The sequence below is a fragment of the Paenibacillus sp. GCM10027626 genome (assembly GCF_042676285.1).
Classification (GTDB): Bacteria; Bacillota; Bacilli; order Paenibacillales; family Paenibacillaceae; genus Paenibacillus_Z.
In genome coordinates, this window is sequence record NZ_JBHTHC010000008.1 from 217,615 (window position 1) to 244,433 (window position 26,819).

The 26,819-nt window shown below is 50.0% G+C and carries 23 protein-coding genes; 8 read left to right on the top strand and 15 right to left on the bottom strand.

Annotation, left to right across the window (positions count from 1 at the left end; genetic code table 11):
* Positions 1–49: 49 nt before the first annotated feature.
* Positions 50–1,243 (bottom strand): M20 metallopeptidase family protein, encoded by a 1,194-nt coding sequence (locus ACFQ0N_RS17360; RefSeq protein WP_379328344.1) that lies wholly within the window; start codon positions 1,241–1,243, stop codon positions 50–52.
* 349 nt (positions 1,244–1,592) lie between these two features.
* Here ACFQ0N_RS17360 and ACFQ0N_RS17365 point away from each other — a divergent pair, with 349 nt between their 5' ends.
* Positions 1,593–1,940, top strand: a complete 348-nt coding sequence (locus ACFQ0N_RS17365) for a YugN family protein (RefSeq protein WP_379328346.1) — start codon at positions 1,593–1,595, stop codon at positions 1,938–1,940.
* A gap of 16 nt (positions 1,941–1,956) precedes the next feature.
* Positions 1,957–3,153 carry a putative lipid II flippase FtsW gene (ftsW, locus tag ACFQ0N_RS17370; protein WP_379328348.1) on the top strand — a complete coding sequence of 399 codons (1,197 nt, stop codon included), beginning with the start codon at positions 1,957–1,959 and terminating at the stop codon, positions 3,151–3,153.
* 326 nt (positions 3,154–3,479) lie between these two features.
* On the opposite strand, the gene ACFQ0N_RS17375 is transcribed toward ftsW, so the two are convergent.
* A complete protein-coding gene (locus tag ACFQ0N_RS17375; protein WP_379328350.1) occupies positions 3,480–3,863 on the bottom strand; it encodes an Asp23/Gls24 family envelope stress response protein in 384 nt (127 codons plus the stop codon).
* A 137-nt stretch (positions 3,864–4,000) separates the two neighbouring features.
* On the opposite strand from ACFQ0N_RS17375, the gene cax reads away from it, so the two are divergent.
* Positions 4,001–5,077 carry a calcium/proton exchanger gene (cax, locus tag ACFQ0N_RS17380; RefSeq protein ID WP_379328352.1) on the top strand — a complete coding sequence of 359 codons (1,077 nt, stop codon included), beginning with the start codon at positions 4,001–4,003 and terminating at the stop codon, positions 5,075–5,077.
* A 73-nt stretch (positions 5,078–5,150) separates the two neighbouring features.
* Here the strand turns inward: cax and ACFQ0N_RS17385 are convergent, their stop codons facing one another.
* From ACFQ0N_RS17385 to ACFQ0N_RS17400, 4 genes are all read right to left on the bottom strand, one after another.
* Complete coding sequence (locus tag ACFQ0N_RS17385) at positions 5,151–5,438, bottom strand: Fpa/YlaN family protein (RefSeq protein WP_379328354.1); 288 nt, start codon at positions 5,436–5,438, stop codon at positions 5,151–5,153.
* A 136-nt stretch (positions 5,439–5,574) separates the two neighbouring features.
* Positions 5,575–5,817, bottom strand: a complete 243-nt coding sequence (locus ACFQ0N_RS17390) for an HPr family phosphocarrier protein (RefSeq protein WP_379328356.1) — start codon at positions 5,815–5,817, stop codon at positions 5,575–5,577.
* Between the two features lie 106 nt (positions 5,818–5,923).
* Positions 5,924–6,676, bottom strand: coding sequence for a hypothetical protein (locus ACFQ0N_RS17395; protein ID WP_379328358.1), 753 nt, complete (start codon positions 6,674–6,676; stop codon positions 5,924–5,926).
* Positions 6,677–6,815: 139 nt separating this feature from the next.
* Complete coding sequence (locus tag ACFQ0N_RS17400; RefSeq protein ID WP_379328360.1) at positions 6,816–8,735, bottom strand: diguanylate cyclase domain-containing protein; 1,920 nt, start codon at positions 8,733–8,735, stop codon at positions 6,816–6,818.
* 363 nt (positions 8,736–9,098) lie between these two features.
* Between ACFQ0N_RS17400 and rpsD the strand changes: the two genes are divergently transcribed.
* On the top strand, positions 9,099–9,698 hold the full coding sequence (gene rpsD, locus ACFQ0N_RS17405) for a 30S ribosomal protein S4 (RefSeq protein WP_379328362.1): 600 nt from the start codon (positions 9,099–9,101) through the stop codon (positions 9,696–9,698).
* 55 nt (positions 9,699–9,753) lie between these two features.
* On the opposite strand, the gene ACFQ0N_RS17410 is transcribed toward rpsD, so the two are convergent.
* Together ACFQ0N_RS17410 and ACFQ0N_RS17415 are read right to left on the bottom strand one after the other, a co-directional pair.
* On the bottom strand, positions 9,754–11,307 hold the full coding sequence (locus ACFQ0N_RS17410) for a flotillin lipid rafts scaffold protein FloT (protein ID WP_379328633.1): 1,554 nt from the start codon (positions 11,305–11,307) through the stop codon (positions 9,754–9,756).
* 37 nt (positions 11,308–11,344) lie between these two features.
* Positions 11,345–11,872: an NfeD family membrane protein gene (locus ACFQ0N_RS17415; protein WP_379328365.1), complete on the bottom strand. Its 528-nt coding sequence runs from the start codon at positions 11,870–11,872 to the stop codon at positions 11,345–11,347.
* A gap of 293 nt (positions 11,873–12,165) precedes the next feature.
* On the opposite strand from ACFQ0N_RS17415, the gene ACFQ0N_RS17420 reads away from it, so the two are divergent.
* A complete protein-coding gene (locus ACFQ0N_RS17420; protein WP_379328367.1) occupies positions 12,166–15,315 on the top strand; it encodes a transglycosylase domain-containing protein in 3,150 nt (1,049 codons plus the stop codon).
* Between the two features lie 184 nt (positions 15,316–15,499).
* Here ACFQ0N_RS17420 and acsA read toward each other — a convergent pair whose 3' ends face one another.
* Positions 15,500–17,224, bottom strand: coding sequence for an acetate--CoA ligase (gene acsA / locus ACFQ0N_RS17425; RefSeq protein WP_379328369.1), 1,725 nt, complete (start codon positions 17,222–17,224; stop codon positions 15,500–15,502).
* Positions 17,225–17,446: 222 nt separating this feature from the next.
* Here acsA and ACFQ0N_RS17430 point away from each other — a divergent pair, with 222 nt between their 5' ends.
* Both ACFQ0N_RS17430 and ACFQ0N_RS17435 read left to right on the top strand, forming a co-directional pair.
* The gene (locus ACFQ0N_RS17430; RefSeq protein ID WP_379328371.1) at positions 17,447–18,079 is read left to right on the top strand and encodes a GNAT family N-acetyltransferase; all 633 of its coding nucleotides are present in this window, start codon (positions 17,447–17,449) and stop codon (positions 18,077–18,079) included.
* A 22-nt stretch (positions 18,080–18,101) separates the two neighbouring features.
* Complete coding sequence (locus ACFQ0N_RS17435; protein ID WP_379328373.1) at positions 18,102–19,280, top strand: acetoin utilization protein AcuC; 1,179 nt, start codon at positions 18,102–18,104, stop codon at positions 19,278–19,280.
* Positions 19,281–19,578: 298 nt separating this feature from the next.
* On the opposite strand, the gene ACFQ0N_RS17440 is transcribed toward ACFQ0N_RS17435, so the two are convergent.
* From ACFQ0N_RS17440 to ACFQ0N_RS17455, 4 genes are all read right to left on the bottom strand, one after another.
* Entirely contained in the window at positions 19,579–20,286 is a 708-nt protein-coding gene (locus ACFQ0N_RS17440; protein WP_379328375.1) for a 5'-methylthioadenosine/adenosylhomocysteine nucleosidase, read from the bottom strand.
* Positions 20,286–21,290, bottom strand: a complete 1,005-nt coding sequence (gene ccpA / locus ACFQ0N_RS17445) for a catabolite control protein A (RefSeq protein WP_379328377.1) — start codon at positions 21,288–21,290, stop codon at positions 20,286–20,288. Before ccpA ends, ACFQ0N_RS17440 begins: the two co-directional genes overlap by 1 nt.
* Before the next feature lie 131 nt (positions 21,291–21,421).
* Complete coding sequence (locus ACFQ0N_RS17450; RefSeq protein WP_379328379.1) at positions 21,422–21,835, bottom strand: hypothetical protein; 414 nt, start codon at positions 21,833–21,835, stop codon at positions 21,422–21,424.
* A gap of 211 nt (positions 21,836–22,046) precedes the next feature.
* Positions 22,047–22,493: a VanZ family protein gene (locus ACFQ0N_RS17455; RefSeq protein WP_379328381.1), complete on the bottom strand. Its 447-nt coding sequence runs from the start codon at positions 22,491–22,493 to the stop codon at positions 22,047–22,049.
* A 75-nt stretch (positions 22,494–22,568) separates the two neighbouring features.
* On the opposite strand from ACFQ0N_RS17455, the gene ACFQ0N_RS17460 reads away from it, so the two are divergent.
* Positions 22,569–23,093, top strand: a complete 525-nt coding sequence (locus ACFQ0N_RS17460) for a type 1 glutamine amidotransferase domain-containing protein (protein ID WP_379328383.1) — start codon at positions 22,569–22,571, stop codon at positions 23,091–23,093.
* Between the two features lie 64 nt (positions 23,094–23,157).
* Here ACFQ0N_RS17460 and ptsP read toward each other — a convergent pair whose 3' ends face one another.
* Complete coding sequence (ptsP, locus tag ACFQ0N_RS17465) at positions 23,158–24,909, bottom strand: phosphoenolpyruvate--protein phosphotransferase (protein WP_379328385.1); 1,752 nt, start codon at positions 24,907–24,909, stop codon at positions 23,158–23,160.
* The gene (locus ACFQ0N_RS17470) at positions 24,906–26,789 is read right to left on the bottom strand and encodes a glucose PTS transporter subunit IIA (protein ID WP_379328387.1); all 1,884 of its coding nucleotides are present in this window, start codon (positions 26,787–26,789) and stop codon (positions 24,906–24,908) included. The genes ptsP and ACFQ0N_RS17470 overlap by 4 nt, the downstream gene beginning before the upstream one ends.
* Between the last annotated feature and the right edge of the window lie 30 nt (positions 26,790–26,819).

Sequence of the window (26,819 nt, forward strand, 5' to 3'; positions counted from 1 at the left end):
CAGCAAAAACGCGCCACTGCAAAATCATGCAGTGACGCGTCCCACGCTATCAGTTGGTGCAGTTGCTCGCATAATCTTCGGCCATAGCTACCATCAATTCCGCCGATTGCAGCATAGAGTTCTCATCTAAATCGAATTTCGGATGATGATGCGGATGGACAGCTCCGCATTGCTCATTCCCGGCACCAACAAACATAAAGCAGCCTTTAACCTGCTGCAAATAATAAGTAAAGTCCTCTCCAGCCATGATGCAAGGCGATTGCATAACAGCCTGTTCACCAAATTGCGCAGCAGCTACTCTGAAAAAACGCTGCGCCTCTACCTCATCATTTACGACTGAAGGGTATCCGTCCCGATATTCGAGGTCGATCTGCGCATCATACAGCTGGCCGGTGTGCCGGACAATCGCCTCCAGCCGTGTACGAATTTGCATTCTTACCTTTTCATCAAAAGCCCGCACGGTCCCTTTCAAGCTGCACTGCTCGGCGATCACATTTGCTACGGTTCCGGCATGAAACGAGCCAACTGTAACCACAGACGGCTCAAGCGGATTAATATTCCGGCTGACAATGCTTTGCAGAGATTGAACAAGCGCCGACCCTACAAGTACAGCATCGATCGTTTCATGCGGCAATCCGCCATGCCCGCCTTTTCCTGTAATATTGATATAAAACTCGTCGGCCGAGGCCATTAACGGACCGCTTCTTGTCGCCACTGTTCCGCAAGCGAAAGGCGTCCACAGATGTACGCCATATATGGCATCTACCCCTGCAAGAGCCCCATCAGCGATCATTCCTTTCGCGCCTCCCGGCGTCACCTCTTCGGCCGGTTGAAACAGCAGCCTCCTTTCGCCAGCAAGCTGCTCTTGCCTCGCCATATAATATTGTGCGATCCCCAGCATCGTCGCCGTATGGGCGTCATGTCCGCAGGCATGCATAACACCGGGGGCTGTCGATGCATAGTCGCATGTTTTTTCATCCTGTATCGGCAATGCATCAATATCCGCCCGCAGTGCAATGACCGGACCCGGCCGCGCCCCGCGAATCGCAGCTACGATGCCGTAACCTCCGACCCCTTCGCGAATATCGCAGCCCATTTCCCGCAAATGGCTAGCTATCCATGCAGAAGTCTGCCTTTCCTGAAAAGAAAGCTCGGGATGACGATGCAAATGTCTGCGCCACTTTACCATATCCGGGTAAATCGCTTCCAGCGCCTCTTTAATCGCTGTCGACTTATTCGCCATACACGCAGCCTCCAGTCTGAACTGTATTGTTCTATATATTGTACCAGATCAATTCGTGCTCCTGAAAGTCGTTTGCTGCAAAGGCAGACATATTTTTCGTAAAAATGTCACTTTTGCCCCTTTTCCCGCCCTGGACAAAGGCTTGCACTGTATGGGGAAACATAATATCATGATAAATGTAATCAAGACAGGACGAAAGTAAGCTCCTCTGCTGCAATTAAGCAGCGGGTTAGCAACATTTTTTGTTCTTGACGGGGTCCAGCACAGCAAAAAGTAGTCCGCGCTTTCGAAGTAAGTTTTTGTTTGACTTCGTCATGCTTCGCTACAAAAACTTTTTAGGAGGATTTTCATGATTATTGAGAATACAGGTCTGAATGGAATTACGAGCGATCTCGCCTATCTGGACGAGTCTGCAGAAAAAGTCGGGTTTGTTCGCTGGCAGTGGGAATATTACCGTGCTACATACGATTTCAAAATCGAAGATCGCGAAAATCATAACGACTACTATCTCCGCATTAGCACGCGTGCCATTGAAGGCAAACTGGAATCCCCGCATGCAGTGCTGCAAATCGAATCAGTCTATATCGGCCGGGCTACTTTCCCTCACGGGCTAACTTATGATCTTCCTGTGCCGCAGCCTGTCATGAATGCTGCCAACCAGCGCATTCAAGAACTGAAAAAACTTCTCGCCTCATGAAAGCTGAGGAGCCCAAATGAAAACAAAAACACACGGCCTGCGAGGCAGGCCGGATTTTTTGCTTCTCGTGTTGACTTTAGCGTTAGTCGGTTTTGGGCTCGTTATGGTATTCAGTGCAAGCTCCAGTGTCGCCCTTGTTGCCAAAGGCGACTCACTCTATTTCACAATACGACAACTAATCTGGGCTGTTATTGGTATCGGGCTCATGTTCGTCATAATGAATATTCCTTATGCAAAGTTCAAAACGGGCTATCTGCTTTACTTTGTCCCCGTTCTTATTATGCTCGTGCTTGTACTTTTTATCGGCAAGGAGCTTAATGGAGCGCGGAGCTGGTTTCTAATCGGGTCGTTTGGCATCCAGCCGACGGAATTTGCCAAGTTGGGGCTTATTTTATACCTGGGATCTCTAATCGCTAAAAAAGGCGATAATTTTCGCGACTTCAAAAAAGGGCTTTTGCCCGTGTTTATTATCGTTGCCGTTGTATGCGGCCTCATAATGCGACAGCCTGATTTGGGCGCCTGCATCATTATCGCCGGCTTTGCTCTTATTATTATCGTCGCGGGCGGCGCCAATTTAAAGCAGCTCCTATATTCAGGTATTATTATCGCTGCAATCGTCGCTGCATGGGCGAGTGTAATGCTTTTAAGTACTGAGGACGGCACCCATTCCTGGCAATATCGGATTGACCGTTTTACCGCTTTTATGGATCCGACAGCGGACGAGACCGGCAGCACCTACCATCTGTCTCGCTCGCTTCAAGCGCTAGGGCATGGTGGCTTTACCGGAGTCGGTTTCGGGCACAGCGTACAGAAGCTCGATTATTTGCCTTACCCTTACAGCGATTTTATTTTTGCCATAATCGCCGAGGAATTCGGCTTTATCGGCAGTATGTTCTTTCTTTTGTTTTATCTCTTTTTTCTGTGGCGCGGCCTGATTGTCGCTCTGCGCTGCTCCGACAACTACGGGACAATCGTTGGCGTCGGCATTGTCGGCATGTTTGCTGTCCAAGCGGTCATAAATATTGGCGGCGTAACCGGCGCAATGCCGCTGACAGGCGTCACTTTGCCATTCATCAGTCATGGCGGCTCTTCCTTGCTCGTCTCACTAGCGGCAATGGGGGTTCTGCTCAGCATTTCAAGGGACAGCCAGACAAGTAGCAGTAGCGCCAAACCGGGCCAGACGCGCGGGCGCAGCCACATTAAAGCTGTCTGACACGGCCATTAAGGTTATCTCAAGTAGTAAAAGCAACTGCTGGAGATGGCCTTTTTTTTGATCCAGAAAAGCAGGCCAAAATTTGAGCAAACGGACACACGATCCGTTTTTTGTCGAAAAAAAGGCAAATGGGAAGTTTCGCGGATAGTCGAGGGGCGGTTGTTTTAGAACTGTTTGATTCGGCAAACTGTCCAAACAATCTGCAAGGGCTGAATTAAAAATAGAAAAAAGCTATCCTCGGGGGGACAGCTTTTCGTCAGATAGCAATACTAATTAAGTATGGCTTGCATGCAGCACACCTGTGATACTTATAAGCGGGGTGCCTTTTATTTAACACGATTCACATTGACTTCATCGAGTTCTTCTTCCTTGAATGCTACACCTTCAACCTTTACATTTACTTCAACAACTTGAAGTCCTGTCATATTCGCCACTGCTTCGCGCACATTATCTTGCAGTACACGGCATACTTCTTGAATGGGAATGCCATACTTTACAATAATGCGCAAATCAATTGCAGCTTCCAACTGTCCTACCTCAACGGAAACGCCCTTTTGCACGTTTTTTCCGCTGAGACGCTTGGCCAGCCCTTCCGAGATTCCGCCGGACATCGCGGCAATTCCTGGGGTTTCCAGCGCTGCAAGACCAGCAATGGTGGCGACTACGTCATCTGAAATACGAACAATACCATTTTGAAGTTCTTCGGTCATGCCACACACTCCTCTTCGCCTTATGCTTCCATTGTAATGGAAGCAAACAAACGAAGCAAGGCTCTAGGCGTTTTGTCGAGGTTAATTTTTCAGAAAGTAAAACATTACCATTCTAAAGAGCGATTGAGGTGCTTTTGATGAAAAAAAAGTGGGTATTTCCTGTATTGATCATTTTCTTTATTTTAAGCGCGGTTGGACACTATATGGAGTGGTCCTCATTACTCCAGTTTATTTGCTCGTCAATTGCCATTCTGTTTGTCGCGGCATTTCTCGGAAAAGCGACCGAAAGTGTCGCTCATTACGCCGGCCAGCGGCTAGGCGGCTTTCTCAACGCAACCTTCGGCAATGCAGCGGAGCTAATTATCGCCATATTTCTTGTCAAAGAAGGTTTATTCGACATGGTCAAAGCCAGTCTTACAGGAGCGATTATCGGCAATCTGCTGCTTGTACTCGGCCTCAGCGTTTTGATTGGCGGCTTGAAATTCAAGGAGCAGCGCTTCAATGTGCAGCTGGCCGGGCATAATGCCTCTCTCATGTTATTGGCTGTAATCGGCTTATTTGTGCCGGCCATCTTTGTAACCAGCGAGCATCTTTCTCCAGAAAAAAACGAGGTACTGAGCTTATCCGTAGCGGGCATATTGATCGTTAGCTATATCCTGTGGCTCATATTCTCGATGGTAACGCATAAGGACATGCTCGCTGATGAAAAGGCGGCGGCTTCAGAGGATGAGGGCACAGGCGAGGAGGAGACGCCGGAATGGTCCCGGAATCGTTCTATTCTGTATTTAATGCTTGCTACTGTTATGACCGCCTTCGTAAGTGAATGGCTTGTCGGTACTCTTCATACGTTCACCACGCAGTTTGGACTGAGCGAGCTGTTTGTCGGCGCCTTTTTAATCGCTATAGTCGGCAATGCTGCCGAGCACAGCGCGGCAGTCATACTCGCCATGAAAAACAAAATTGGCGCCGCTGTAGAAATTGCAGTCGGAAGCAGCCTGCAGATCGCTCTGTTCGTCGCTCCGGCGCTCATTTTTATCAGCCTGTTCTTTGGGCAGCCAATGGATATCGTCTTTACGACGATCGAGCTGGTGGCCATAGCCGTCTCTGTATTCATAGCGACCTCAATATCCCGCGACGGGCGCACGAATTGGTATGAGGGAGTTTTGCTATTGATGGTCTATGTCGTACTGGGCACCGCATTTTATCTCGTATAAAGGGCTGATTCTGCAACTTTAAATGCTATAAAATCAAAAAAAGAGCAGTCTCACCAGCGAGACTACTCCATGACTATCCTTTGCGATTTAGCGCCTCATACAACTGGGCCAGATTGCGCTCCAACTTGTTGACGATTTCCTTGCCTACCGCTTCTGGAACGAGTCCGGCACGGACAGCGAAATCTACTTCCCGTGAAAAACCGTACATCTGTGTGTCCAGCACTTCTTCATAGAGCGGACATTGCCTTGTCGTCAAATTCTCCATCTGGACTTCAATCAGCTTTTCGATTTTATTGGCATCTTCCTGAAGAAGATTGAGCGCTTTTTGGTTCAAATGGACAAGAACCTCGGATGAAGACATCGTACTCCCCCCTGTGCGTAATACTCGCGTCTTCTATATCTTTTATATTAAACAAAAAACCAGCAATATACAAGGAGAAAACAGCAAAGCACTGTGCTGTATTTATTCGCAGCACAGTGCTTTGCCTGAAATTGCCTTATTCAGAAACAATTTTGATGTCTAGATTATGCTTGGAGAACACTTCTGCCATAGCTGTTGCCGCCTCGGTCGCGTCAGGACCGTGAACGTGCAGTTCATAGGAATGTCCGCCGACCAACGTGGTGAACAGACCGAGAATGCTCTTAACGTCGATATATTTATTCTCGGCTTGAAGAACGATGGACGACCGGAATTTATTGGCCGTTTGTGAAATGTCTACGATTGCCGCGTTGTTGGACATAGGAATCCCTCCATAATTATCATTAGTAATACTAGGAAAGCTTTCCTCCATCATAACCCGATTTTTGCTCCTATACAAGAGGCATTTACAGCATTTTTTCTTTAATTTAACCGGAAGGTGCAAAGGTCATCTCCGCTTTCCGTCCTTCTTTCAATTTATTGCCGTCTACTTCGTAATGCAGCAGCGTTTGCTCATCCAATTTTAACGGGAGCAATCGTTTTCGGTCGATCGTAAGCTCATATACAGATTCTACTTGCAGAGAGCCCAACATTTTTTCCAGCTGCTTTTTCGAATGATCGAGCTCAGCCTTCCATTCCTTGAGATATGCCTCTTTGGAAGACTGCTGCAGCGGCTGCAAAGAGCGTTCCGCCTTCGCCGGATCAAGCTTCTTCTCGACCTCGTTCATCGATGCCGTCAATTGATCCTGCCAGATTCGTCGGGCTTTAGACGGATCCATCTCTATCCGCAGCACTGCTGTACTTTGACCGGACTTCGCCCCTACCACCTCAACCTTCGCTTTGCCGGCTTGTATCTTTTTGAGAAGGGCAAGAGGCTGGGATGCAAAGTGATCGATATATGTTTTCTCACTTGACTGTACTTTAATATTGTGGTGGTCTTCCACTTTTCCTTGAAAGATAACCGGCGGCGTCTGAACCCCTGCCGCGTTCCTGATCACGGTTTTTCCCGTGAATGAATACTGATCCACTCCTGCCAGACCCGAAATCGAGAGGGACAGCAGCTCCTCGGCCGATCTTCCCTGTGCATAAGGCTGGCACCCGCCTCCGCACAACAGCGCAAACCCCAGCAACATGAGCAAAGCTATGCAGGATCGCCCGCTTTTGGTGTATACGTTCAACATCAGATCGCTCCTTTGGCGAATGTCATTAAGTATGCAATTAGCGTCTGTCGGTCAGCGATACATTATTCATCTTTTTTAGGAAACAAAAAAGATCGCCAACCGCTAGTAAACCAGCGTTCGTTGACGATCTGCACTTCCGTTAGTTTCCGGCAAAAATTTGATTGCGGCCGCTTTTTTTCGCCTCATACAAAGCCATATCCGCCCGATAAAAAAGCGATTCTACACTAATTTTTTCATTCTCAAACGTCCACTCCGACAGTCCGCATGAAACAGTCACTGCCGGCTCTGTCCGTTCCTCTACGCGAGCCCGGATACGCTCCGCAATCCGATACGCCTGCTCAAGGCGAATCTGCGGCAAATATACAGCGAGTTCCTCTCCGCCCCAACGGGCAGCGATATCGGTTTCGCGGATGCAGGAACGGATCACTTCGCTTACTGCAATCAAGATACGGTCCCCTACTTGATGGCCGAAGGTGTCATTTACTTTTTTAAAATGATCGATATCGACTAATATTAACGAGCCGCACGGGTCCTTGCGCTGCCGGCTTTGAATTTGCTCATTCAAATAATGACGCGCATGCAGACCCGTCAAATTATCAGTAATTACCATGCGTCGAACCTCGGCATGCAACGAAGCGTTCGAGATGGCAAGACCGATATGGGTCGACAGGACTTGCAAAAGCTTATAGTTGTTATACGAGAAAAAATGCGGATTTTTATGTGTAATCTTAATGACTCCGACAACTTCGGAGCCAACCAAAATCGGCGTGGCAATGAGCGATCTGGAGCCTGTCGAATCCATCAATTTGGAGGCTGCCAGGCGATTGCTCCAATAATCGGAAACGATGACCGGCTCTTTCGTCTTGAATACAACACCGGAATAACCATGCTCTACTGAAAAAATCTCATTCGTAATGGCAGGCAAGTTGCTCGCCATCACCCGCAGCAGCCTCTCATTCGTCTGCAGCTGCAGGATAGAGCAATAATCGGCGTTAAAAATATGTAGCAGCTCATTCATCGCAAATTGAAAAATCTCATTCAAGCGCAGAGATTGATTCAAGCGCTTTGTCAGCTCATTGATCAGCTGCAGTTCGCCCACCAGCAAATTGGACTGCTCATACAGCCTTGCGTTCTCAAACGCGGAGCCTGCAGTGTCGGCCAGCATAATAAATGCGCGTAGCTCCGATTCATCCCACCGGTCGCCGCTCATGGCAATGCCGAGAACGCCATACACGGCTTGCTTGCCTCCCATCGGGATGCCCAGTCTTACGGTACCGTCCTCATCACGCTCCAAAGTCGGCTTGCTGTCTATGAAGGCTTTGGCATACAGATTATTGGCAGCATTCCGTATAATGAGCGGCTTAATCCGCTCATCGTCCTTGACAAAATCTTGTGACAAGTATAAATCGATTTCTGAATAAGGGTAGCAAGTTTCCAAATTTTGCAGCAACTCATGGATAACGGATGAAACGCTATGCTGATCATGCAGCCGCTTCGCTGCCTGAAACAATATATCGCGGCGCTTCGATTCCTTTTCCTCAAGCTGCTGCTGAATGATCATATCGCGCACAAAAACTTGCTCGAATCGATGGTAAAAAATCATTCTGAAATGAAGCGCCGCCGAATGAAGCCATTGTTCCATCCACCGGCCGCGGGGAATGCCGATCCAGGCAAGAGCGGCGAAATTCCCGGCATTCGACCGGCGCCTAATCGGTACAATGATAATATCTTCCGCTACCCGGCAGGACCCCTGAAGACAAGCTTCGGCAACTGTATCGGCATAAGCCTCTATTTCAATTTGCGGTATACTATCGTCGCAGCGCGCTATTATACGTCCATGAACATCAAATAAAATACAATGGCAATCCGCCTGCTCTGCCTGTTCATTCTCAGAGAGCCATTGCTCAAAGCTGTCCTCCAGCAAATGGACGATAAACGGTTCATCAGTCTCGTCAAGATCCTCTTCTTCATACCAGATAACTGGTCGCTGTGTTTGGCTCTCATAAGCCGGCAAACTGTCGCTACTTGTCTGCACACCGATGCGCATCATACTTTGCATAGCGCAGCGTACACTCCTTTTACATGGCTATATATCTCTATCATAACTTAATTTTCTAATTTGCGCACTACTATATAGGATAAAAATACTAGGTCTTTCGATTCATGAATATTTTCTTCCCGCTCGCCGCTTGAAAGTGCGGTGAATGTCCTGAAAATACCGGGATTTGGCTTGACATTCCAATAGCAGTTCACTATAATCTTCATAGTTGAACTTTGGGATCGGTTTTGTGTCACCCTCACGGAGACTGTCACTGGCAGAACTGCGGCTGAACATTTTTTGCCAGATCATTATTGATACGCACAGTACTCGGCGAAACGCCCATTTTCAAACATTCCATTTGAAGAAGGAGTTTTACGACACATGTCACGATATACAGGTCCTAAATTTAAATTGAGCCGCCGCCTCGGCATCTCCCTGAGCGGTACTGGAAAAGAACTGAAACGCGCATTCCCGCCGGGACAACATGGTCCGAACCAGCGTAAAAAGCTGAGCGGCTATGGCATCCAATTGCAAGAGAAACAAAAGCTGCGTCACATGTACGGAATGAACGAAAAGCAATTCCGCAACCTGTTTGACAAAGCCCTCAAGATGAAAGGTATTGCCGGTGAGAACTTTATGGTTCTGCTTGAGTGCCGCCTGGACAACCTTGTTTACCGTCTTGGCCTCTCGAACTCCCGTGCAGGTGCGCGTCAGCTCGTTTCCCACGGTCACGTTACTGTGAACGGCAAAAAAGTTGACATCGCATCCTATGCAGTAGCTGTAGGCGATGTAATCGGCTTGCGCGAGCGCAGCCGCGGTCTGAAAACAGTCAAAGAAGCACTGGCAGGCCGCAACTATCTTCCAAACTACTTGGAGTTCAATGACAGCGCAGTAGAAGGCAAGTTTATCCGCCTTCCAGAGCGCGCCGAGCTTCCGCAAGAGATTGACGAGAAGCAAATCGTCGAGTTCTACAGCCGTTAATAACAAGAGAGCCATTCTCCCAAACAGTCTCTGTTTGGAGAATGGCTCTCTTTCCTTATTCTTTTTCCGTAGTAAGCGACTTTATTACTTCGGTTATGACGGATGCTTCTGATCCGCTATCCTGCTCTTTTTTTACCTTGGCTGGGCTTGGAAGCGCTCCGCCCTTCTTGCTTGTCAAGCCTTGCACAAGTGCATTCAAATCAATACCGGACACATCCTTCAACATTTCCGGCGCCGTCGCCATCAGCGAGGTTACATAGTTGCTCACGCGCGCAGCACCTTCGCCATGACCAGTATCGACTACGGTCAGCTTGTCGATGCCCTTCAGCGGCTCGGCAACCTTGCCGGCCAGCTCAGGCAGCATTTTGACGATAATGTCGAGGACAGCAGCTTCGCCGAATTTCTCGAATGCTTGCGCCAGCTTTTCTTTCGCCTCTGCCTCGGCCAGACCGCGCAGCCGGATAACTTCCGCTTCCGCAGTACCTTTAGCCCGCTCCGCATCGGCAATCGCCAAACCTTCCAGCCGCTTCTGCTCGGCTTGCGCCCTCGCTTCCGCTTCGATCCGGTATTGCATCGCATCCGCTTCTCTTAACCGCTTCGCCTTATCGGCTTCCGCCGCTTGCTCGACCGCATAACGATCGGCGTCTGCTTTTTTCTTCACTTCCGAATCATACTGCTTCTCGCGGCGCAAAATTTCTTTTGCTTCCAAGTCGATTTCCCGTTCTTTGCGCACGAGCTCGACGCGCATCTGCTCTTCGACAACCGATTGCTTCGAACGTGCCTCCTGGACAGCATAAGCCTGATCCGCTTCCGCTTTCGCCAAATCCTGCTCTTTCTTAAAAGAAGCTACCTTCAGCTGGTTTTCTTTAGACGCCTCTGCAATATTCGTATCGCGCAGCAGCTCCGCCTTTTGCCCTTCTTCCTCCGCCCGCGCCTTCTGAATCCGCGCATCGCGGACCGCTTCCGCTTCGGCGATTTCGGCATCCCGCTTAACGGCTGCAATGCGCGGCTTGCCCAGCGCGTCCAGGTATCCGTGCTTGTCGCGGACATCCTTGATCGTAAAGGAGACAATTTGCAGACCCATCTTTTTCAAATCGCGGGCCGCTACACTTTGTACCTCCTGGGCAAATTTGTCCCGATTGCGGTATACCTCTTCGACTGTCATTGAACCGAGAATCGCCCGCAAATGACCTTCCAGCACTTCCTGCGCTTCACTTTTGAGCGCCTCTGTCGGCTTGCCCATAAATTGCTCGGCTGCTGTAGATACATCCTCAACTGCTCCGCCGATTTTAATAATCGCAACACCGTCTGCCATAACCGGAACCCCTTGCTCCGTGTATACTTCAGGAGTTGAAACATCCAATTTGTGCGACAGCAGGGAAATAAAATTGGAATGCTGGAAAATAGGCAAAATAAAGGCGCCGCCGCCGCGGACAATTTTTATTTTGCGGCCGCTCTCATCGGTATTGACATTTTTGCTGCCGAGGAACGAGCCTGTCACAATCATTGCTTCATCCGGGCCGACCGTCTTATACCGCGCCCAAAAGGCAAGTCCCAGCACAACCAGTACGCCAACTACAATTAGGGGAATGTATAAAGTATCTTCCATCATGAAATTCTCTGCTCCTCTCACTTATCAGGCGCCGCTAGATTTCTACGGGAGAAACCAGCAGCACGCCATCCTTGATTTCCACCACAACGACCCGCGCTCCGTCTGCAATGGCGACCGCTTCATAGCTTGCGGCGATCTGGTTCGTATGTCCGGCGCCAACCTTCACCAGCACTTCACCGTACCCCGTTGCCGGAATCGGCACCAGCACTTCCGCTAATGCACCTGACAAATCTTTCATCGAGTAGGCGGTAGAGTTCTCGCTTTGCTCCATCGGACGTATATACAAAAAGTACACGCCCGCGCCAGCTACGATGCCAATTAGCACCGAGAGTACAATAATCGTCCATGCAGCAAACGAACTGTAGCGGTACAGCAGCAAGCCCGCTCCGCCAAACACCGTAATCGCTCCGACAAGCGCTGTCGGCTGCAGCCATTGATGATTTTCCAATGAAAGAAAGTCCAAAGCCCCGTCCAGTGCCACGCTCAGCCAATCGCCAAATATAACGCTGACTACTGCAAATAAAATTCCGCCTGCCAAGCAGGCGATAAATAACGCCTCCATGCCTCCTCCCCCTTCATCAAATCGCTTCGCCTAATCTAACAACTTTACAATAAACAATACGTTGGCACATGCGTTAAGTTTCACAAATTTTACACTTTTTCGTCACATTTTGTCCACTTATTTTCTTCTTCCCAGCCTAGTAAAGAAAGCCGTAAAAGTGAATAAAGCGCCCCTTTTCGTTGAAACCTAGTCCAAAGTAGCATTTTTCCGTGAAAAATCGAAGAAAATCTTCAGCTCTGATTTGGCGTTTTATGCTATAATAACTCTGATTATCAGAGGAGGAGTATAACGTTATGGAAGATCAACACGAGCAGGACTCCGGTGGATACAGTCGATGGCGCACCGCCGGTCTCGTAATGCTCTTAACCATTAAGTGGCTAATCATTTTTGTTATATTGGGCGGACTGTTCGCAGGCGGCGCCGTCACGGGCTATGTCGCTTCTTTCGTCAAAGACGATCCGATTCGCTCCCAAGCTGAAATTAATGAAAAAATGAATGAAAATGCCATTACCGGATTTGTTTATTTTAATGACGGCCTGACGCCTGTCGGACAATTGCGTACAGAAGAAGACCGCAGGCTCATCGAGATGAAGGACATCCCTTCATTTGTTATCGACGCTGTACTCGCAACTGAGGATAACAATTTTTATGATCATATCGGAATTGATATGAATGGACTTGGCCGGGCAGTAAAAGAAAGGCTGCTCAACGAAGGGACGCAGACCGGCGGGAGTACGCTGACGCAGCAATTGGCGCGCCAGGTCTTTCTAAGCCTGGACAAGACGGATGCCCGTAAGGTAAAAGAAATTTTCCTGTCGCTCCGGCTTGAACGCTATTTGACCAAACCAGAAATTTTGACGGCATACCTGAACAAGGTGCAATTCGGCACAGGCGCTAACGGCTACAATGTGTACGGGATCAAAGCTGCAGCCAAAGGAATTTTCAATATCTCTGATCTGAATAAATTAAGCATTGCCCAAGCGGCATATTTGGCCGGTTTACCGCAGCGCCCTTCCGCCTATACCGCTTTTAACAACAAAGGCAAATTTAATGAGAAAGGCTTCACGCTGGCGATGGAGAGGCAAAAAATCGTACTGAGCCGTATGCTGGAGACAGAACGCATTACGAAGGCGCAATATGATGAGGCGCTCAAATTTGATATTAAAGCTTCGCTCGCACGCCCGACACAGAAAGCATATACTACATATCCTTATTTGATGTTGGAGGCAGAGCGGCAAGCAGCAGAAATTTTGGTCCGGCAGAAATATCCTAATCTGTCGCCGTCTGATGTGCGCAAAAAAGAAAATGCGCCGTTGCTGGCCGAAGCCCGCGAGCAGCTGCTGCGCGGCGGATACAAGATTTATACAACCATCGATAAAAGAGTGTATAATATCATGCACGAAATTGGCAGCAATCCGGAGAATTTTACGCCGGACAGTAAAGAAAAGGGCATCGAGCAAATCGCTGCTGTCATGCTTGATCATAAAACAGGGGCAATCATCGGCATGCTGGAAGGCCGCGACTTCTATGTTGAACAAATGAACTATGCTACGCAGATGACCAGACAGCCCGGCTCTACGATGAAGACAATCGCCGCATATTTGCCGGCGATCGAGAAAGGGCTTGTACAGCCTGCAAGCATTTTGGACGATGCGCCAATTATATTGAAAGACGGCCAGAAAGGCTTCCACATCCCAAAAAACGCGAACGGCTATTATTCCGGTCTTGTTACAGCGCGGGAGGCGCTTAATCGCTCCCTTAACCTGCCGGCGCTTAAAGTTTTTCTGGATAAGGTAACAATCCCGGAAGCATGGAAGTTTGTACGCAAATTAGGAATTACGACAATCAGGCCTGAAGATGATTACGCGCAGACGGGCGTTATCGGCGGCTTAAGCATTGGCGTCTCAGTCGAGGAGCTGACGAATGCCTACGGCGCTATTGCAAACAACGGCGTCTTTAATGACGCTTATATGATCAGTCTGATTACCGATTCCCGCGACAATGTCGTCTATAAGTACGATAAGAAGCCTACACGCGTATTTTCGGAGCAAACCTCCTTCCTTATGACCGATATGCTGCGCACGGTCATCGCTGACGGCAGAGGTACCGGCAATAAGGTGCGGTCGGAATTTAAAAACTACGGCAAAATTCCAGTTGTCGGCAAAACAGGCTCCACACAAGACTATGGCGATGTATGGTTTATGGGCTACTCCCCCGACCTGACTCTGGGGGTATGGGCCGGTTATGAAAAGCAGGCCAACACATTAACGGAAAATGGCCGCGCGCGCGCGCGGAAAATTTGGTCGCTCATTATGAGCCAGGTGACGGACGCCAAGCCGGAGCTCTTCCTGACCAAAGAGTTCAAAAAGCCCGACGGCATCGTTCAGGCATCTGTGTCCGGTGTCAGCGGCAAGCTGCCGACAGATTTGACCAGACAAATGGGCAGAACCGTATATGATTATTTCAACAAAAAATATGTGCCTACCGAATATGACGATGCACTTATGAGCATGTCCTACATTACGTACAACGGTGTTAACTATATTCCGCAAGCTTCTACGCCTTCGGATATGGTGCGGAAGCAAATTGTCATCAAACGCGATAAGCCGTTGGATATATTGATGCAGGAAATAGCCGCCGCGCAAGTGAAAATGCCGGGATCGAGCAGACGCTCATTAGACTATTACTTGCCGAGGGATGCCGGCAAAGATGCGCCAAGCAAAATCGATCCTCGCGGCGACGATGGCCGTGCGCCTTCTCCGCCAGCGAATGTAAGGTTTGATCAGAGTAATGGCACTTCTCGGGTGACATTTTCCAGCTCTCCGGAAAATGATGTTGTCGGTTACCGTTTGTACCGCTCCTTGAATCAATCCGGCTACGCCAAAGTCGGATCCTCTATCCTTGCCGGCGAAGGGACGCAATTTACAGAAGAGGTTAGTGCGAACGGCTATACCTACTATGTGACTGCTGTTGACGTTGCAGGGCGCGAATCCGCCCCAAGCGCTATTGTAGGGGCAGCGCCGCCGCCTCCGGACAATCCGGAAGAGACGGTTCCGCCGCCGGTGTCAGGCATTGGGCAGCAGCAGCCTGGGCAGGGAAATGAAGGAACCGGTCCGGAAACAAGCGAGCCGCCGGCAGCAAACGGCAGCGGCACAGACAGCTCTAATCAAGCCGAGCTGTCTGCGCCTTCAGCTCCTGCGGCAGTATCGGTTACTGCCACTGAGCAAGGCTATCGCCTCTCCTGGAGCGCTAACAGCGCAGCTGAGAAGGTAACCAGTTACATCGTTTATTTCAGTGATGGCAGCGGCAAGTATAAAGAGATAGCCAAAACCTCCAACACAAAGATTGAATATATCACGAATAAGACTACCGGCTCCTTCCGCGTGAAAGCAGTCAATGCCAGCGGACAGTCCGATTCGTCAGCTACAGTTCCAATTTCATAGCTCTAGGAGAACCGACTGACGCCGCCTTTGGCGCGGCAAGTTTCTTCCCTAACAAATATAAGCGAGAGTATAAGGTAACACTTGTACCTCGCTTATTTTACATTGAAAAGAACCCTCGAGGGATCCGCTCCTTATAGTGGAGCGAGGCTCGAGGGTTCTTTTATAACGAGTTAACAAATCGGTATTAGTCCTCAATCGTGGACAAGTCGCCTGTTGGCAGATTAAGCTCCCAGGCTTTCAATACCCGGCGCATAATTTTACCGCTGCGGGTCTTAGGCAGTTTGTCTTTGAACTCAATTTCACGCGGCGCAGCATGCGCAGACAACCCTACCTTGACAAATTTAGCAATATCCGCTTTCAGCTCTTCGGAAGGCTCAAATCCTTCACGCAGCGCTACAAAGGCTTTAATAATCTCGCCGCGCATCGGGTCAGGCTTGCCGATTACGCCCGCCTCTGCAACTGCAGGATGCTCAACCAGCTTGCTCTCAACCTCGAACGGGCCAACCCGTTCGCCAGCCGTATTGATGACATCATCGATTCGTCCTTGGAACCAGAAGTAGCCATCCTCATCGATATAAGCGGAGTCGCCTGAAATATACCAGCCGGGGATACGGAAATACTCTTCGAATTTCGCAGGATTATTCCATACCTTACGCATCATCGAAGGCCACGGTGTCTTGATCGCCAAATTGCCCATGCGGTATGGCGGCAAAATATTGCCTGCATCATCAATAATCGCCGCTTGCACGCCTGGAATCGGGCGTCCCATCGATCCTGGCTTAATATCCATGCACGGATAGTTACAAATAAGCTGCGCTCCTGTCTCCGTCATCCACCATGTATCATGAATGCGGTGGTTGTACACCTTCATGCCCCAACGCACGACCTCCGGATTCAGCGGCTCGCCAACGCTCAGTACATGACGCAGGCTGCTGAGATCGAATTCTTTCACTACATCGTCGCCTGCGCCCATCAGCATACGGAATGCAGTCGGCGCGCTGTACCAGACTGTAACTTTATATTTTTGCAAGGTGTTGTACCAATCCTGCGGGCTGAAGCGTCCGCCGCGCACGACGTTCGTTACGCCATTGAGCCACGGAGCAAAAATCCCGTAAGAAGTTCCTGTAACCCATCCCGGGTCGGCCGTACACCAAAACACGTCGCCTGGCTTCAGATCGAGCACGATGCGGCCGGTAAAATACTGTTGAATCATCGCATTATGAACATGGAATATGCCTTTAGGCTTGCCGGTAGAGCCTGACGTGTAGTGAATCAGCATACCGTCCTCGCGGTCCACCCATTCAATTTCAGTCTCGTCGGAAACCGCTGCCATCTCAGCGTTGAAATCGATAATTCCTTCTTCTTGCGGCACATTATCGCCAACGACAATAATTTGCTTCAAGTCCGGCAGCTCGTTACGCAAGATGCGCGGAAGCAGGGCAGGCGTTGTCACGATAGCAGAAGCCCCGCTGTCGAGCAGCCGGTCTTTAACCGCTGTCTCCATAAAGGCTTCAAACAACGGACCGACGATCGCGCCGATCTTTAATGCGCCCAGCAAGCTGAAATAGAGCTCCGGCGAACGAGGCATAAAGATGAAAATCCGATCGCCCTTGCCTAGACCTTTGTTGCGCAGTACGTTCGCAAAACGATTGGACTGCTTGGACATTTGCTCGTAAGTATACGATTCATCTCGCTGGCCGTCGCTATAATGGAGTGCGATGTTCCCGCCACGTCCCTGTTCCACATGCCGGTCGATCGCTTCATAGGCAATGTTGACTTTCCCCGTATTAAACCACGAAAAATGTCTTTCAATCTCTGTGAAGCTAAAATCCTTGCACGTCTCTTCATAGCTTGCCATGTTGGAGCCGGATACCATTGCCGGAATCCGTTCTTGATGCATGTCTGCCATACTCATCATCCTCCTACCCATTGTAAAGCCGTGTCTGATTCGGCTTGCGCCTGACGCTTGGCTTATTTGCCCAGCGACGATTTAGTTTGGAACCATACGGAAAAACGCCTCCTAAACGAATACGCTTTCATATTATATCACAGCTTACCGCAATTCATCCATTCTTTTCATAAAGAGAAATTAATGCTATAAGTAGAGTAGACCTCGAAAGGAGTCATGCAATTGGAACATCGCAAAATCATGCATACGGAACGCCTGCCGTATGAAGGGCGTGAAATCGTTATTGAGGGGCCGATCCCTGCCGATGTATTGGCACGGCTTCGCTTGCACCCCGATCTCGATGCCTTCCGCAGACCTGACGATCAGCACAAAGCGCTGATCGAAATTTCTGAACTGGAGGAAGGACGGATTATCGCTGCATACGACGGCGATACGATCGTCGGCTATGTCACTTTCCATTACCCCGATGAATTGGAGCGTTGGTCTGAGGGGGGAATGGATGATCTAATTGAGCTTGGCGCTATTGAAGTAGCGGATGATTACCGCTCGCTAGGACTGGGCAAACGCATGATCCGCATTGCCTTTGCGGGCGGTCAGCTGGAAAATGCTATTGTGTATACGACCGAGTATTACTGGCACTGGGATTTGGAAGGTACGAAGCTGAGTGTCTGGGATTACCGTTCCATGATGGAGAAACTGATGCAATCCGTCGATATGATCTGGTACGCCACCGATGATCCGGAAATTTGCGCTCATCCGGCCAATTGCCTTATGGTCCGGATCGGCAAGGAGGTCCCGCTCTCATCGATCGAGCAATTCGACCGCGTACGCTTCAGACAACGGTTTATGTATTAGAAAGGAAGGACGATGAGGACCAATGACGGCAAATGCCGTATTTATTCATCATCCGGGTTCGGCCCGGTACCAGTTTAACGAGAGCCACCCCTTTGATCCGCAACGAATCACCCTTTCGCTAGATTTGCTGCACAAGGTCGGCGCATTGTCTCCCGGCGATCTCATCGTACCGGAGACGGCTGCCGATGATATAATCGCACTAATTCATCGGCAGGATTATATTGATGCCGTCCGTCAGCTCAGCAAGGACGAGCCGCCAGCGGAATGGCTGCAGCAAGCGGATCGTTATGGCTTGCGGACCGAAGACACGCCTTTTTTCCCAGGCATGCATAATGCTGCCGCGGCTATCGCCGGCGGATCGGTGCTGGCTGCCGACCTCGTCATGTCCGGTCAAGCCCAGCATGCCTATCATATGGCCGGCGGACTGCATCACGCCTTCCCTGGGCACGGCTCCGGCTTTTGCATCTATAACGATGCCGCAATTGCCATTGAGCAAATTCGGCACCGCTACGGGGCCCGCGTATTGTACATCGACACAGATGTCCATCATGGGGACGGCGTGCAATGGTCATTTTATACCGATCCTGACATCTGCACTTACTCGATTCATGAGACAGGCAAGTATTTGTTTCCCGGCACCGGCTTTGTTTATGAGCGCGGCAACGAGCACGGGCTTGGAGCGACGGTCAATGTTCCGGTAGAGCCTTACACGGAGGACGATTCCTGGCTTGAAAGCTTCGAGCATTCTATTACAAAGGTCGCTGCCGCCTTCAAGCCGGACATCATTGTCAGCCAGCACGGATGCGATGCGCATGCCTTCGATCCGCTGTCCCATATACACTGCAGCATGCGTATTTATCAGGCTATGCCGGCAATCATTCACAAATTGGCTCATCAATTTACAAATGGCCGCTGGGTAGCCGTCGGCGGAGGCGGATACGATATTTGGCGCGTCGTACCGCGCGCCTGGGCGCTTGTATGGCTGGAGATGACCGACCACCCTATCGCATCCCGTCTCGCCCTTCCTGGCGTCAATGAGGCGCTCCCGGCATCATGGGTTGACCGGTGGCACAGCCTTAGCCCGGATCCGCTGCCCAGCTACTGGCTTGATGATACTTCGGGCTGGATGGCAATACCGCGCCGAAGTGAAATCGAGGAACGCAATCGTCACACGGTCAAGCTGGCTGTCCAAGAGATGTAGCTTGCCGGATGCAGCATCAGGGGGCGCCGCCCCCTTTTTTAACCTTTAACAACCCATAATGTGGTAAATCAACAGGCCTGCATATCATACAACAATTTGGAGCATACCTCCTTCCTCCAATCGACTTGTTGCACAAACTGCAACATTTGAGCGCCTTTTCCACTCATCCAATTCGGGGTTACCTCACTACATCAAGGGATACCTGTCTTTTTCGTGCCACGAAAGTTGATTTATAATTTCTATAAAAATCAAAAAGGACCAGAAGAGCTTTCGCTCTCTGATCCTTTTTTAAATCTATTCAAGGCATATGCTGCAGCATATCCTCGATAATGCGATGCGAGTTTACCGCCGCTTCGACTGTAAACTCGGCGAAATTAATATGCGCTGATCCATCCGCCTTATCCGACATCGCGCGGATCACGACAAATGGAATGCCGTTCATCGCGCATACCTGAGCCAGCGCCGCCCCTTCCATCTCTGTACAAGCGCCGCCAAGCTCCTTGTGCAGAAGACGAACCGTCTCCCGCGAAGCTATAAACTGATCGCCCGACAGGATTGTTCCGGCCACGCCGCGTCCCGGAAACAGACGATGGCAAGCATCAATCGCCAATGCGGCGATCTGCTTATCCGCTTCAAACTTCCAAACATCCTGATACGGAATTTGTCCGCGCGCAAATCCAAGCGGCGTACAATCCATGTCATGTTGGATGCATGTCGTAGAGACGACAATATCGCCGATGTTCAAATTCGGGCTTAGCGCTCCCGCCACCCCGGTAAAAAGGACGCAGTCCACGCCAGCATCGATCAATAACTGCGTGCAGACAGCGGCATTCACTTTGCCTACGCCCGACTTGCAGAAGATGACCTCGCGGCCATGCAGCGTGCCTTCCACGTACTCGATGCCAGCCTTAACGAAAGAAGCGCTCTTCTTGACATGCTTATGCAGCAGTTCAATCTCCTCAACCATTGCACCTACAATACCAATCTTGCCATACGTTGCCGTCATTACACCGAACCTACTGATTGACGAAGAACAATTTCATGCGGCAAGACTACTTTTGCCTGTTCAACAGCTTCCTTCTTCATCAATTTTGTCAGCAAGCGCATCGATACCGCTCCGATATCATACATAGGCTGGGCAACGGACGACAATTGCGGACGAACCATCGAAGCCATACGGCTGTTGTCGACACTGATGACCGAAATATCCTTCGGCACGGAAATCCCGGCATCCTGTATGCAATGAATCGCGCCAATGGCCATCTCATCATTCGCGGAGAACACCGCTGTTGGGCGACTGGACAAGCCAAGGAAATACTTCATCGCCTCAACGCCTGATTCATAGCGGTAATTCCCCATACGCACCAGGTTCTCGTCATAGGTTAATCCGGCAGTCTCGAGCGCGCGCTTATACCCTTGGAAACGCGCATAGCCGTTGGCAGGGTCCTGCAGCGTGCCGCTTATCATAGCAATCTGCTTGTGCCCTTGCTTAATCAGCTCATTAACCGCATCAAATGCGGCAGCCTCGTGATCGATGTCGACCGAAGGAATTTCTCCCTTCTCCTCTGTTGTTGCGCAAAGAACAATCGGTACATTCGCCGTACGGAAAGCTTGCATATGCTCGTCCGTCACTGCGCCGCCCATAAAGAGCAGGCCGTCCACCTGCTTCTCCAGCAGGGTGTTAATAACGCGAATCTCCTTGTCCTTCTTCTTGTCCGCATTACACAAAATAATGTTGTAGTGATACATGTTGGCGATATCTTCAATACCGCGTGCAACTTCCGAAAAAATTGTATTTGAAATATCGGGGATGACGACACCTACAGTGGTTGTTTTTTTGCTCGCCAATCCACGCGCGACTGCGTTTGGACGATAGCCAAGTCGTTCAATCGCTTCAAATACTTTCTTCCTTGTCTGGGGTTTGACATTAGGGTTGTTATTGACAACCCGCGACACAGTCGCCATCGAAACTCCGGCTTCTCTAGCTACGTCATAAATGGTTACCGTCACGGCCTTCTCTCCATTAGCTCAAATTTTCAGGTCTCGCTCCGCATTACTTTATCGTTTATGATACGACAAAATATTACTTTTCGCAATGATTCCCAGGATGCACGTCTAATTTCGAGCAACTACCGCCCTTTTCAAGGCTGTATTTCGCAGCGACTAAGTTGAGTCAAACGCTTATGTATATCTGCAATCCATTGTTCATCATTAACTGATTGCGCAATCGTATACAAATCCAAGAGCGTGTTGATGCGCTCTTCAATCATCGGCTTCACGATTGTCGCATCTGTACTTTTGCGAGCCTGATATGCTTCTACTAACAAATCTGCCCATTCATTCCATTCGTTAAACAGATAAGTTTGTTTTCCCGGTTCCGCCCCCAGCTTGCCGATCAATCCTGTCAGGTCCGGCTTCACTTCCGGATACACTTCGCTGCGATTGCATGACTCGCATGAATAAATCGGTACATTATCGATTTCTACCTTCCCGGAATAGATGACGGTTCGCAGCTTCATCGTCATCAACTGCCCGCAAGGACAACGTTTTTGCAAAATGGCCCACTCCTTCTGTTGAAATATAGGAATGCTCAACCTATATTTGTCAGGGAAGAAACCTGCTTCCGCGCTACGATCGCGTTAGTCGGTTCTTCTGCAAGCAACCTTCCTACCTGCAAGGATAAAAACGGCGCTTGACGATACGTATTCGACCTATTCTGCTGAAAGTCCTTCTTGCAGCGGCATTGTAATTTTTGCATGATTCGCCTTAAGACGCCAGCTTTCGCCAAAATTTACGAATTGGCGGAATCGCGATTACAATGACGGCAAGGGCGGCTCCGATCGCATCATTGCGCACATCATTAATATCGGGAGAACGCCGCGGTACGAAGGATTGATGAAACTCGTCGCTAACGCCGTACAAGGCGCAAAGAGAAACGATAATGACCTTCCAGACGATCCGGTCTCCTTTGGAGCCGATCGCATAATCAAAAGTAAGCGCCAATATGAAATACTCAAGAAAATGGCCGCTATCAAAGCTTTCCATACCGGGAAAAATCTTTTGAAACCATGGCATCACAGAATCCAGATCGTCACCTGTACGCGATGATAAAATGAAAATGACCGCCATCCATATGATGGCTGGCAAAAAGCGAAGCCAGCTCCGCTTTTTGCGCGCCGCTTGCGCCAAATCCGGGGAGTGGATTTGCTTCATAACAATCTCCTCCGTTACAATAAGAATGAATTTGCAAGTAATGATATGATACGTTTTTTCAGGGAGGGACAATCAATGACTGCTTTGCAAGGTAAACAGGTAATCTGCCTGCTTGACGATGAGTTTGAAGATTTGGAATTATGGTACCCTGTATACCGCGTTCGGGAAGAGGGCGCAACCGTCCTGTTCGCCGGTCCGGAAAAGGGGCGTACACATATTGGCAAATACGGCGTTCCAGCCAAAGCCGATCTCGCTTTCAGCGAGCTAAAGGCCGCGGAAATCGATGGCGTTCTTGTACCCGGAGGCTGGGCGCCAGACAAGCTTCGCCGCTATCCTGAAGTGCTGCAATTGATTCAGGAGATAGATCAGGCGGGCAAGCCGATCGGGCAAATCTGCCATGCCGGCTGGGTGCTCATCTCAGCCAAAATATTGCATGGCCGCACCGTCACTTCCACTCCAGGCATCCGCGACGATATGGAAAATGCCGGCGCCATTTGGCTTGACGAGGCCGTAGTCGTCGACGGCAACCTGATCTCCGCCCGCCGGCCGCCCGATTTGCCGCCATATGCCAAGGCTTTTGTTGAGGCAATGCGCGGCTGATTGATGCTATAAGTACAAAACGGATGGCCAGACTGTTCAGCTTGCTCGTCTGGCCATCCGTTTTTCAATCGCGGCAAGCCGGCTGCTTCTTGCTTAATCGGCTGTTAAAGCTTCGCAGCGTCTCTTTAATCGCGCTGCTTGTAGGGCAAGCGTACAGTCTGTCAAACAGCTGCCGGCTTTCCTTCTGGGTTATGCTGAGCAGCCGCTCTTTTATCGGCAATATCGACTGGGCGGACATACTCAGCTCATCAACATCGAGCGCCAGCCAGATCGGCAATGCCTGAATATCGCCCGCCAGCTCTCCGCAAACCCCTACATGGATATTCGCCCGTTTGGCGGCGTCAACCGTCGTCTTCAGCATGCGCAGCACTGCGGGATGATACGGTTCATACATATGGGAAATCTGGTCATTCATCCGGTCGACGGCAAGCGTAAACTGCACCAGATCGTTCGTTCCGATGCTGAAAAAGTCGACTTCGGCAGCAAGCAAATCCGCTAACATTACAGCTGCCGGCAATTCGATCATAATGCCAACGTCGATCGCCTCGTTGTACGGCTTCCCTTCCTTATCGAGCTCTGCCTTTACTTCCCGCAGCAGCGAATTGGCAGTCCGCACCTCATCAACGGAAGAAATGAGCGGATACATAATTTTCACATCGCCGTAGGCGCTTGCCCGCAATATCGCTCGCAATTGAGTTTTGAACAGCTCCGGCTTCTCCAGACAAATGCGAATAGCCCGGAATCCGAGAAACGGATTATCCTCTTCCGGAAGCTCGAAATAATCAAGGTGCTTGTCACCGCCAATATCAAGCGTCCGAATGATTAACGGCTTGCCGTTCAATTGCTCGGCAACGGTGCGGTACACTTCATACTGCTCCTCCTCGCGCGGAAACCGCTGGCGGTCCATATATAAAAACTCTGTACGGAAAAGCCCTACCCCGTTCGCCCCGCCGTTCAGAGCAATGTTCAATTCTTTCAATGAGCTTATATTCGCCGACAGCTCTAATTCTTTGCCGTCGATTGTAACCGAATGCACCTCGACAATTTCCTTCAGCCGCTGGCTGGCCTCCTGATCCCGCCGCTGCAGCTCCGTATAATAGGCCAGCTGCTCGTCGGTCGGATCCAGGTAGACTTCACCCTTGGCTCCGTCAATAATGAGCATATCTCCGGTTTGAATGAGCTCGCCGCTTATTTTCCCTTCAATTCCGATAACGAGCGGAATGCCGAGCGCCCTGGCCATAATCGACGAATGCGAAGTCGTACTCCCTGTAAGCGTCACAATGCCGAGCACATGGTTCGGGCTTAAATGCGCCAGCTGTGAAGGCGATAGCTCGCGGGCGACGAGAATAAACGGCATTGTATCGGAAGGCAGCGTAATTTCCGGGGCGCCCAGCAGATGCTTAAGCAGTCGATTGCCGACATCCTTTATGTCGAGCGCTCTTTCCTTCATATATTCATCATCAAGCAGGTCAAACATCGTAACAAAATGGTCGATCGCTTCCTTGACCGCCACTTCCGCCGCTTTATACTGCCGCTGAATAATCCCCTGCACTTCATTCATAAAAACAGGGTCTTCCAAAATAGCAATATGCGCATCGAAAATATAGCTTTCATCTGTGCCTACAACCTCGCGAAGCTCATCTTTCATTTGTTCGATTTCACTTTTACTCGTCTTGATGCCTTCATATAAACGATCGAATTCGCGGGCGAGATCTGCCACATCTATTTTTTGTTCGGGCAAATCCCATTCCCAGTTCGGCAGTACGAACGCTTTGCCGATCGCAATGCCGGTAGAGGCTCCAATTCCATGTATCATGCCGTTTCCCCTCCATCGCTTCTCTCTTTCAAGACTACCGACATGACCGATGATTGGCCACGCTTCACATGCTTAAACGGTGCAAAACTCCATGATTTGATTAAATCTGAATTTGTGATGACCATCGGTGTCGCCACTGATTTGCTGCCCGCCCGAATAAATGGCAGATCAAACTTTATCAGCAGTTGGCCCGGCTTGACCTGATCCCCCTCTTCAACTACTGCAGTAAAGCCATTGCCCTTCAGCTGCGATGTATCTATACCTATATGCAGCAGTACATCCAAACCTTCCGGCGTACGCAAACCGATGGCATGCATGGTCGGATAAATATGAATGACTTTGCCGTTTACTGGAGATACAAGCTCTCCCCGATCAGGTATAAAGGCAACCCCGTCCCCGACCAGCTTGCCGGCAAAAATCGGGTCTGGCACCTCGCTCAACGGAATCATCCGTCCCTGCATAGGCGAGCTGAACTGTACGCGCGACTGGTCGCGGCGTATCGCTTTATCCATTTCTTCGCGAATCAGCTCCGAATAAGTGCCGAATACAATCTGTACGTTGCCTCCACCAAGTCGGATCACACCAGCGGCCCCCAAATTTTTCAGGGCGTTCGTATCGATTTGCCGGTCGTTAGCTACTTTCAGCCTTAAGCGTGTAATACAGGCTTCCATTTGCTGTATATTTTCCTTGCCGCCAATTGCTTGCAAAATAAGCGGGGCGCGATAAGGAATATCGCCGGCCCATTCATCAAGGCTCGACCCTTCCTCACGTCCGGGCGTCGGAATACGGAATTTGCGAATAGCCCAGCGGAACAGCCCATAGTAAATGGCTCCAAATACAGCGCCGATCGGAAGCAGCAGCCAGCCCTTAGTCGCCAAATGCTCGTTGATGAAAAAATCGATGGCTCCGGCAGAAAATGAAAAGCCGTGCCGAATGCCAAGCTCGTAAGTGAGCCACATCATTAGCCCTGACAACAAAGCATGAACAACAAACAAGTAAGGCGCAACAAACAAGAACGCAAATTCGACCGGTTCCGTTACGCCTGTCAAAAAAGAAGCGAGCGCGGCAGACATAAAAGTTTTACGGATTTTCGGTTTTAAATCCTCCCGTGCCTCATGGATAATAGCAAAAGCGATGGCAGGCAGCGCAAACATCATCGTAGGATATAATCCGGCCATAAAGGCCCCTGCGCTAGGATCACCGGCGAAAAACCGCGGCAGGTCGCCAAATATAATTGAACCGTCGGCCAGCTCGTAGCCGCCTACTTGAAACCAGAACACATGACTGACGAGATGATGCAGCCCGAAAACAACTAATATCCGCAGCACGAAGCCGAAAAGAAAGACACCGAACCCGCCGCCGGATGAGACAACCTCACCAAGCTGCACCATCATGTCGCGAATGTTGGGGGCAATTTCAACCATCAGGACGCCCCACAAAGCCGCAAAAAAGCTGACAATAAGCGGAATAAAGCGCGGCCCGCCAAAAAATTGAATATATTCGGGCAATTGAATCGACTTAAATCGTTCATTGAACAGACTCGTCACAATACCGATTAATACACCCGTCAGTACAGTCGGCTCCAATTCGAACCGGCTGGCGCCGATGATGCTCGTATAGATGAACATGCCTGACAAGGCGGCAAGTCCGGCGGCAATTGCATTGCCGGTCATGCCCATGGCCACGCCGAATGCAAATAAATACGGCAAAAAAGCAAACAAAGCTTGCCCGGCAGTTTGCAGATGCAAAGGCATGCCGGGCATGCCAAAATCAGCCCAAGGCAGTGTGCTCAAACTTAAAAATATGGCCGCGGCAGGCAGCACAATCATAGGCAGCATCAGCGATCTTCCGAGCTGTTGCAATTGCCCCATTATATTCATACGCAATCCTCCTTTTCGACAAAATTGCAA

Coding starts and splice junctions, on each gene's coding strand:
- ACFQ0N_RS17420 (WP_379328367.1), top strand. CDS start 12,166: ATGGAAGATCAACACGAGCAGGACTCCGGTGGATACAGTCGATGGCGC.
- ACFQ0N_RS17375 (WP_379328350.1), bottom strand. CDS start 3,863: ATGACCGAAGAACTTCAAAATGGTATTGTTCGTATTTCAGATGACGTA.
- ACFQ0N_RS17460 (WP_379328383.1), top strand. CDS start 22,569: ATGACTGCTTTGCAAGGTAAACAGGTAATCTGCCTGCTTGACGATGAG.
- ACFQ0N_RS17385 (WP_379328354.1), bottom strand. CDS start 5,438: ATGTCTTCATCCGAGGTTCTTGTCCATTTGAACCAAAAAGCGCTCAAT.
- ACFQ0N_RS17410 (WP_379328633.1), bottom strand. CDS start 11,307: ATGGAAGATACTTTATACATTCCCCTAATTGTAGTTGGCGTACTGGTT.
- cax (WP_379328352.1), top strand. CDS start 4,001: ATGAAAAAAAAGTGGGTATTTCCTGTATTGATCATTTTCTTTATTTTA.
- ftsW (WP_379328348.1), top strand. CDS start 1,957: ATGAAAACAAAAACACACGGCCTGCGAGGCAGGCCGGATTTTTTGCTT.
- ACFQ0N_RS17360 (WP_379328344.1), bottom strand. CDS start 1,243: ATGGCGAATAAGTCGACAGCGATTAAAGAGGCGCTGGAAGCGATTTAC.
- ACFQ0N_RS17435 (WP_379328373.1), top strand. CDS start 18,102: ATGACGGCAAATGCCGTATTTATTCATCATCCGGGTTCGGCCCGGTAC.
- ACFQ0N_RS17415 (WP_379328365.1), bottom strand. CDS start 11,872: ATGGAGGCGTTATTTATCGCCTGCTTGGCAGGCGGAATTTTATTTGCA.
- ACFQ0N_RS17455 (WP_379328381.1), bottom strand. CDS start 22,493: ATGAAGCAAATCCACTCCCCGGATTTGGCGCAAGCGGCGCGCAAAAAG.
- ACFQ0N_RS17390 (WP_379328356.1), bottom strand. CDS start 5,817: ATGTCCAACAACGCGGCAATCGTAGACATTTCACAAACGGCCAATAAA.
- ptsP (WP_379328385.1), bottom strand. CDS start 24,909: ATGATACATGGAATTGGAGCCTCTACCGGCATTGCGATCGGCAAAGCG.
- ACFQ0N_RS17400 (WP_379328360.1), bottom strand. CDS start 8,735: ATGCAAAGTATGATGCGCATCGGTGTGCAGACAAGTAGCGACAGTTTG.
- ACFQ0N_RS17395 (WP_379328358.1), bottom strand. CDS start 6,676: ATGTTGAACGTATACACCAAAAGCGGGCGATCCTGCATAGCTTTGCTC.
- ACFQ0N_RS17470 (WP_379328387.1), bottom strand. CDS start 26,789: ATGAATATAATGGGGCAATTGCAACAGCTCGGAAGATCGCTGATGCTG.
- ACFQ0N_RS17365 (WP_379328346.1), top strand. CDS start 1,593: ATGATTATTGAGAATACAGGTCTGAATGGAATTACGAGCGATCTCGCC.
- acsA (WP_379328369.1), bottom strand. CDS start 17,224: ATGGCAGACATGCATCAAGAACGGATTCCGGCAATGGTATCCGGCTCC.
- ACFQ0N_RS17440 (WP_379328375.1), bottom strand. CDS start 20,286: ATGACGGCAACGTATGGCAAGATTGGTATTGTAGGTGCAATGGTTGAG.
- rpsD (WP_379328362.1), top strand. CDS start 9,099: ATGTCACGATATACAGGTCCTAAATTTAAATTGAGCCGCCGCCTCGGC.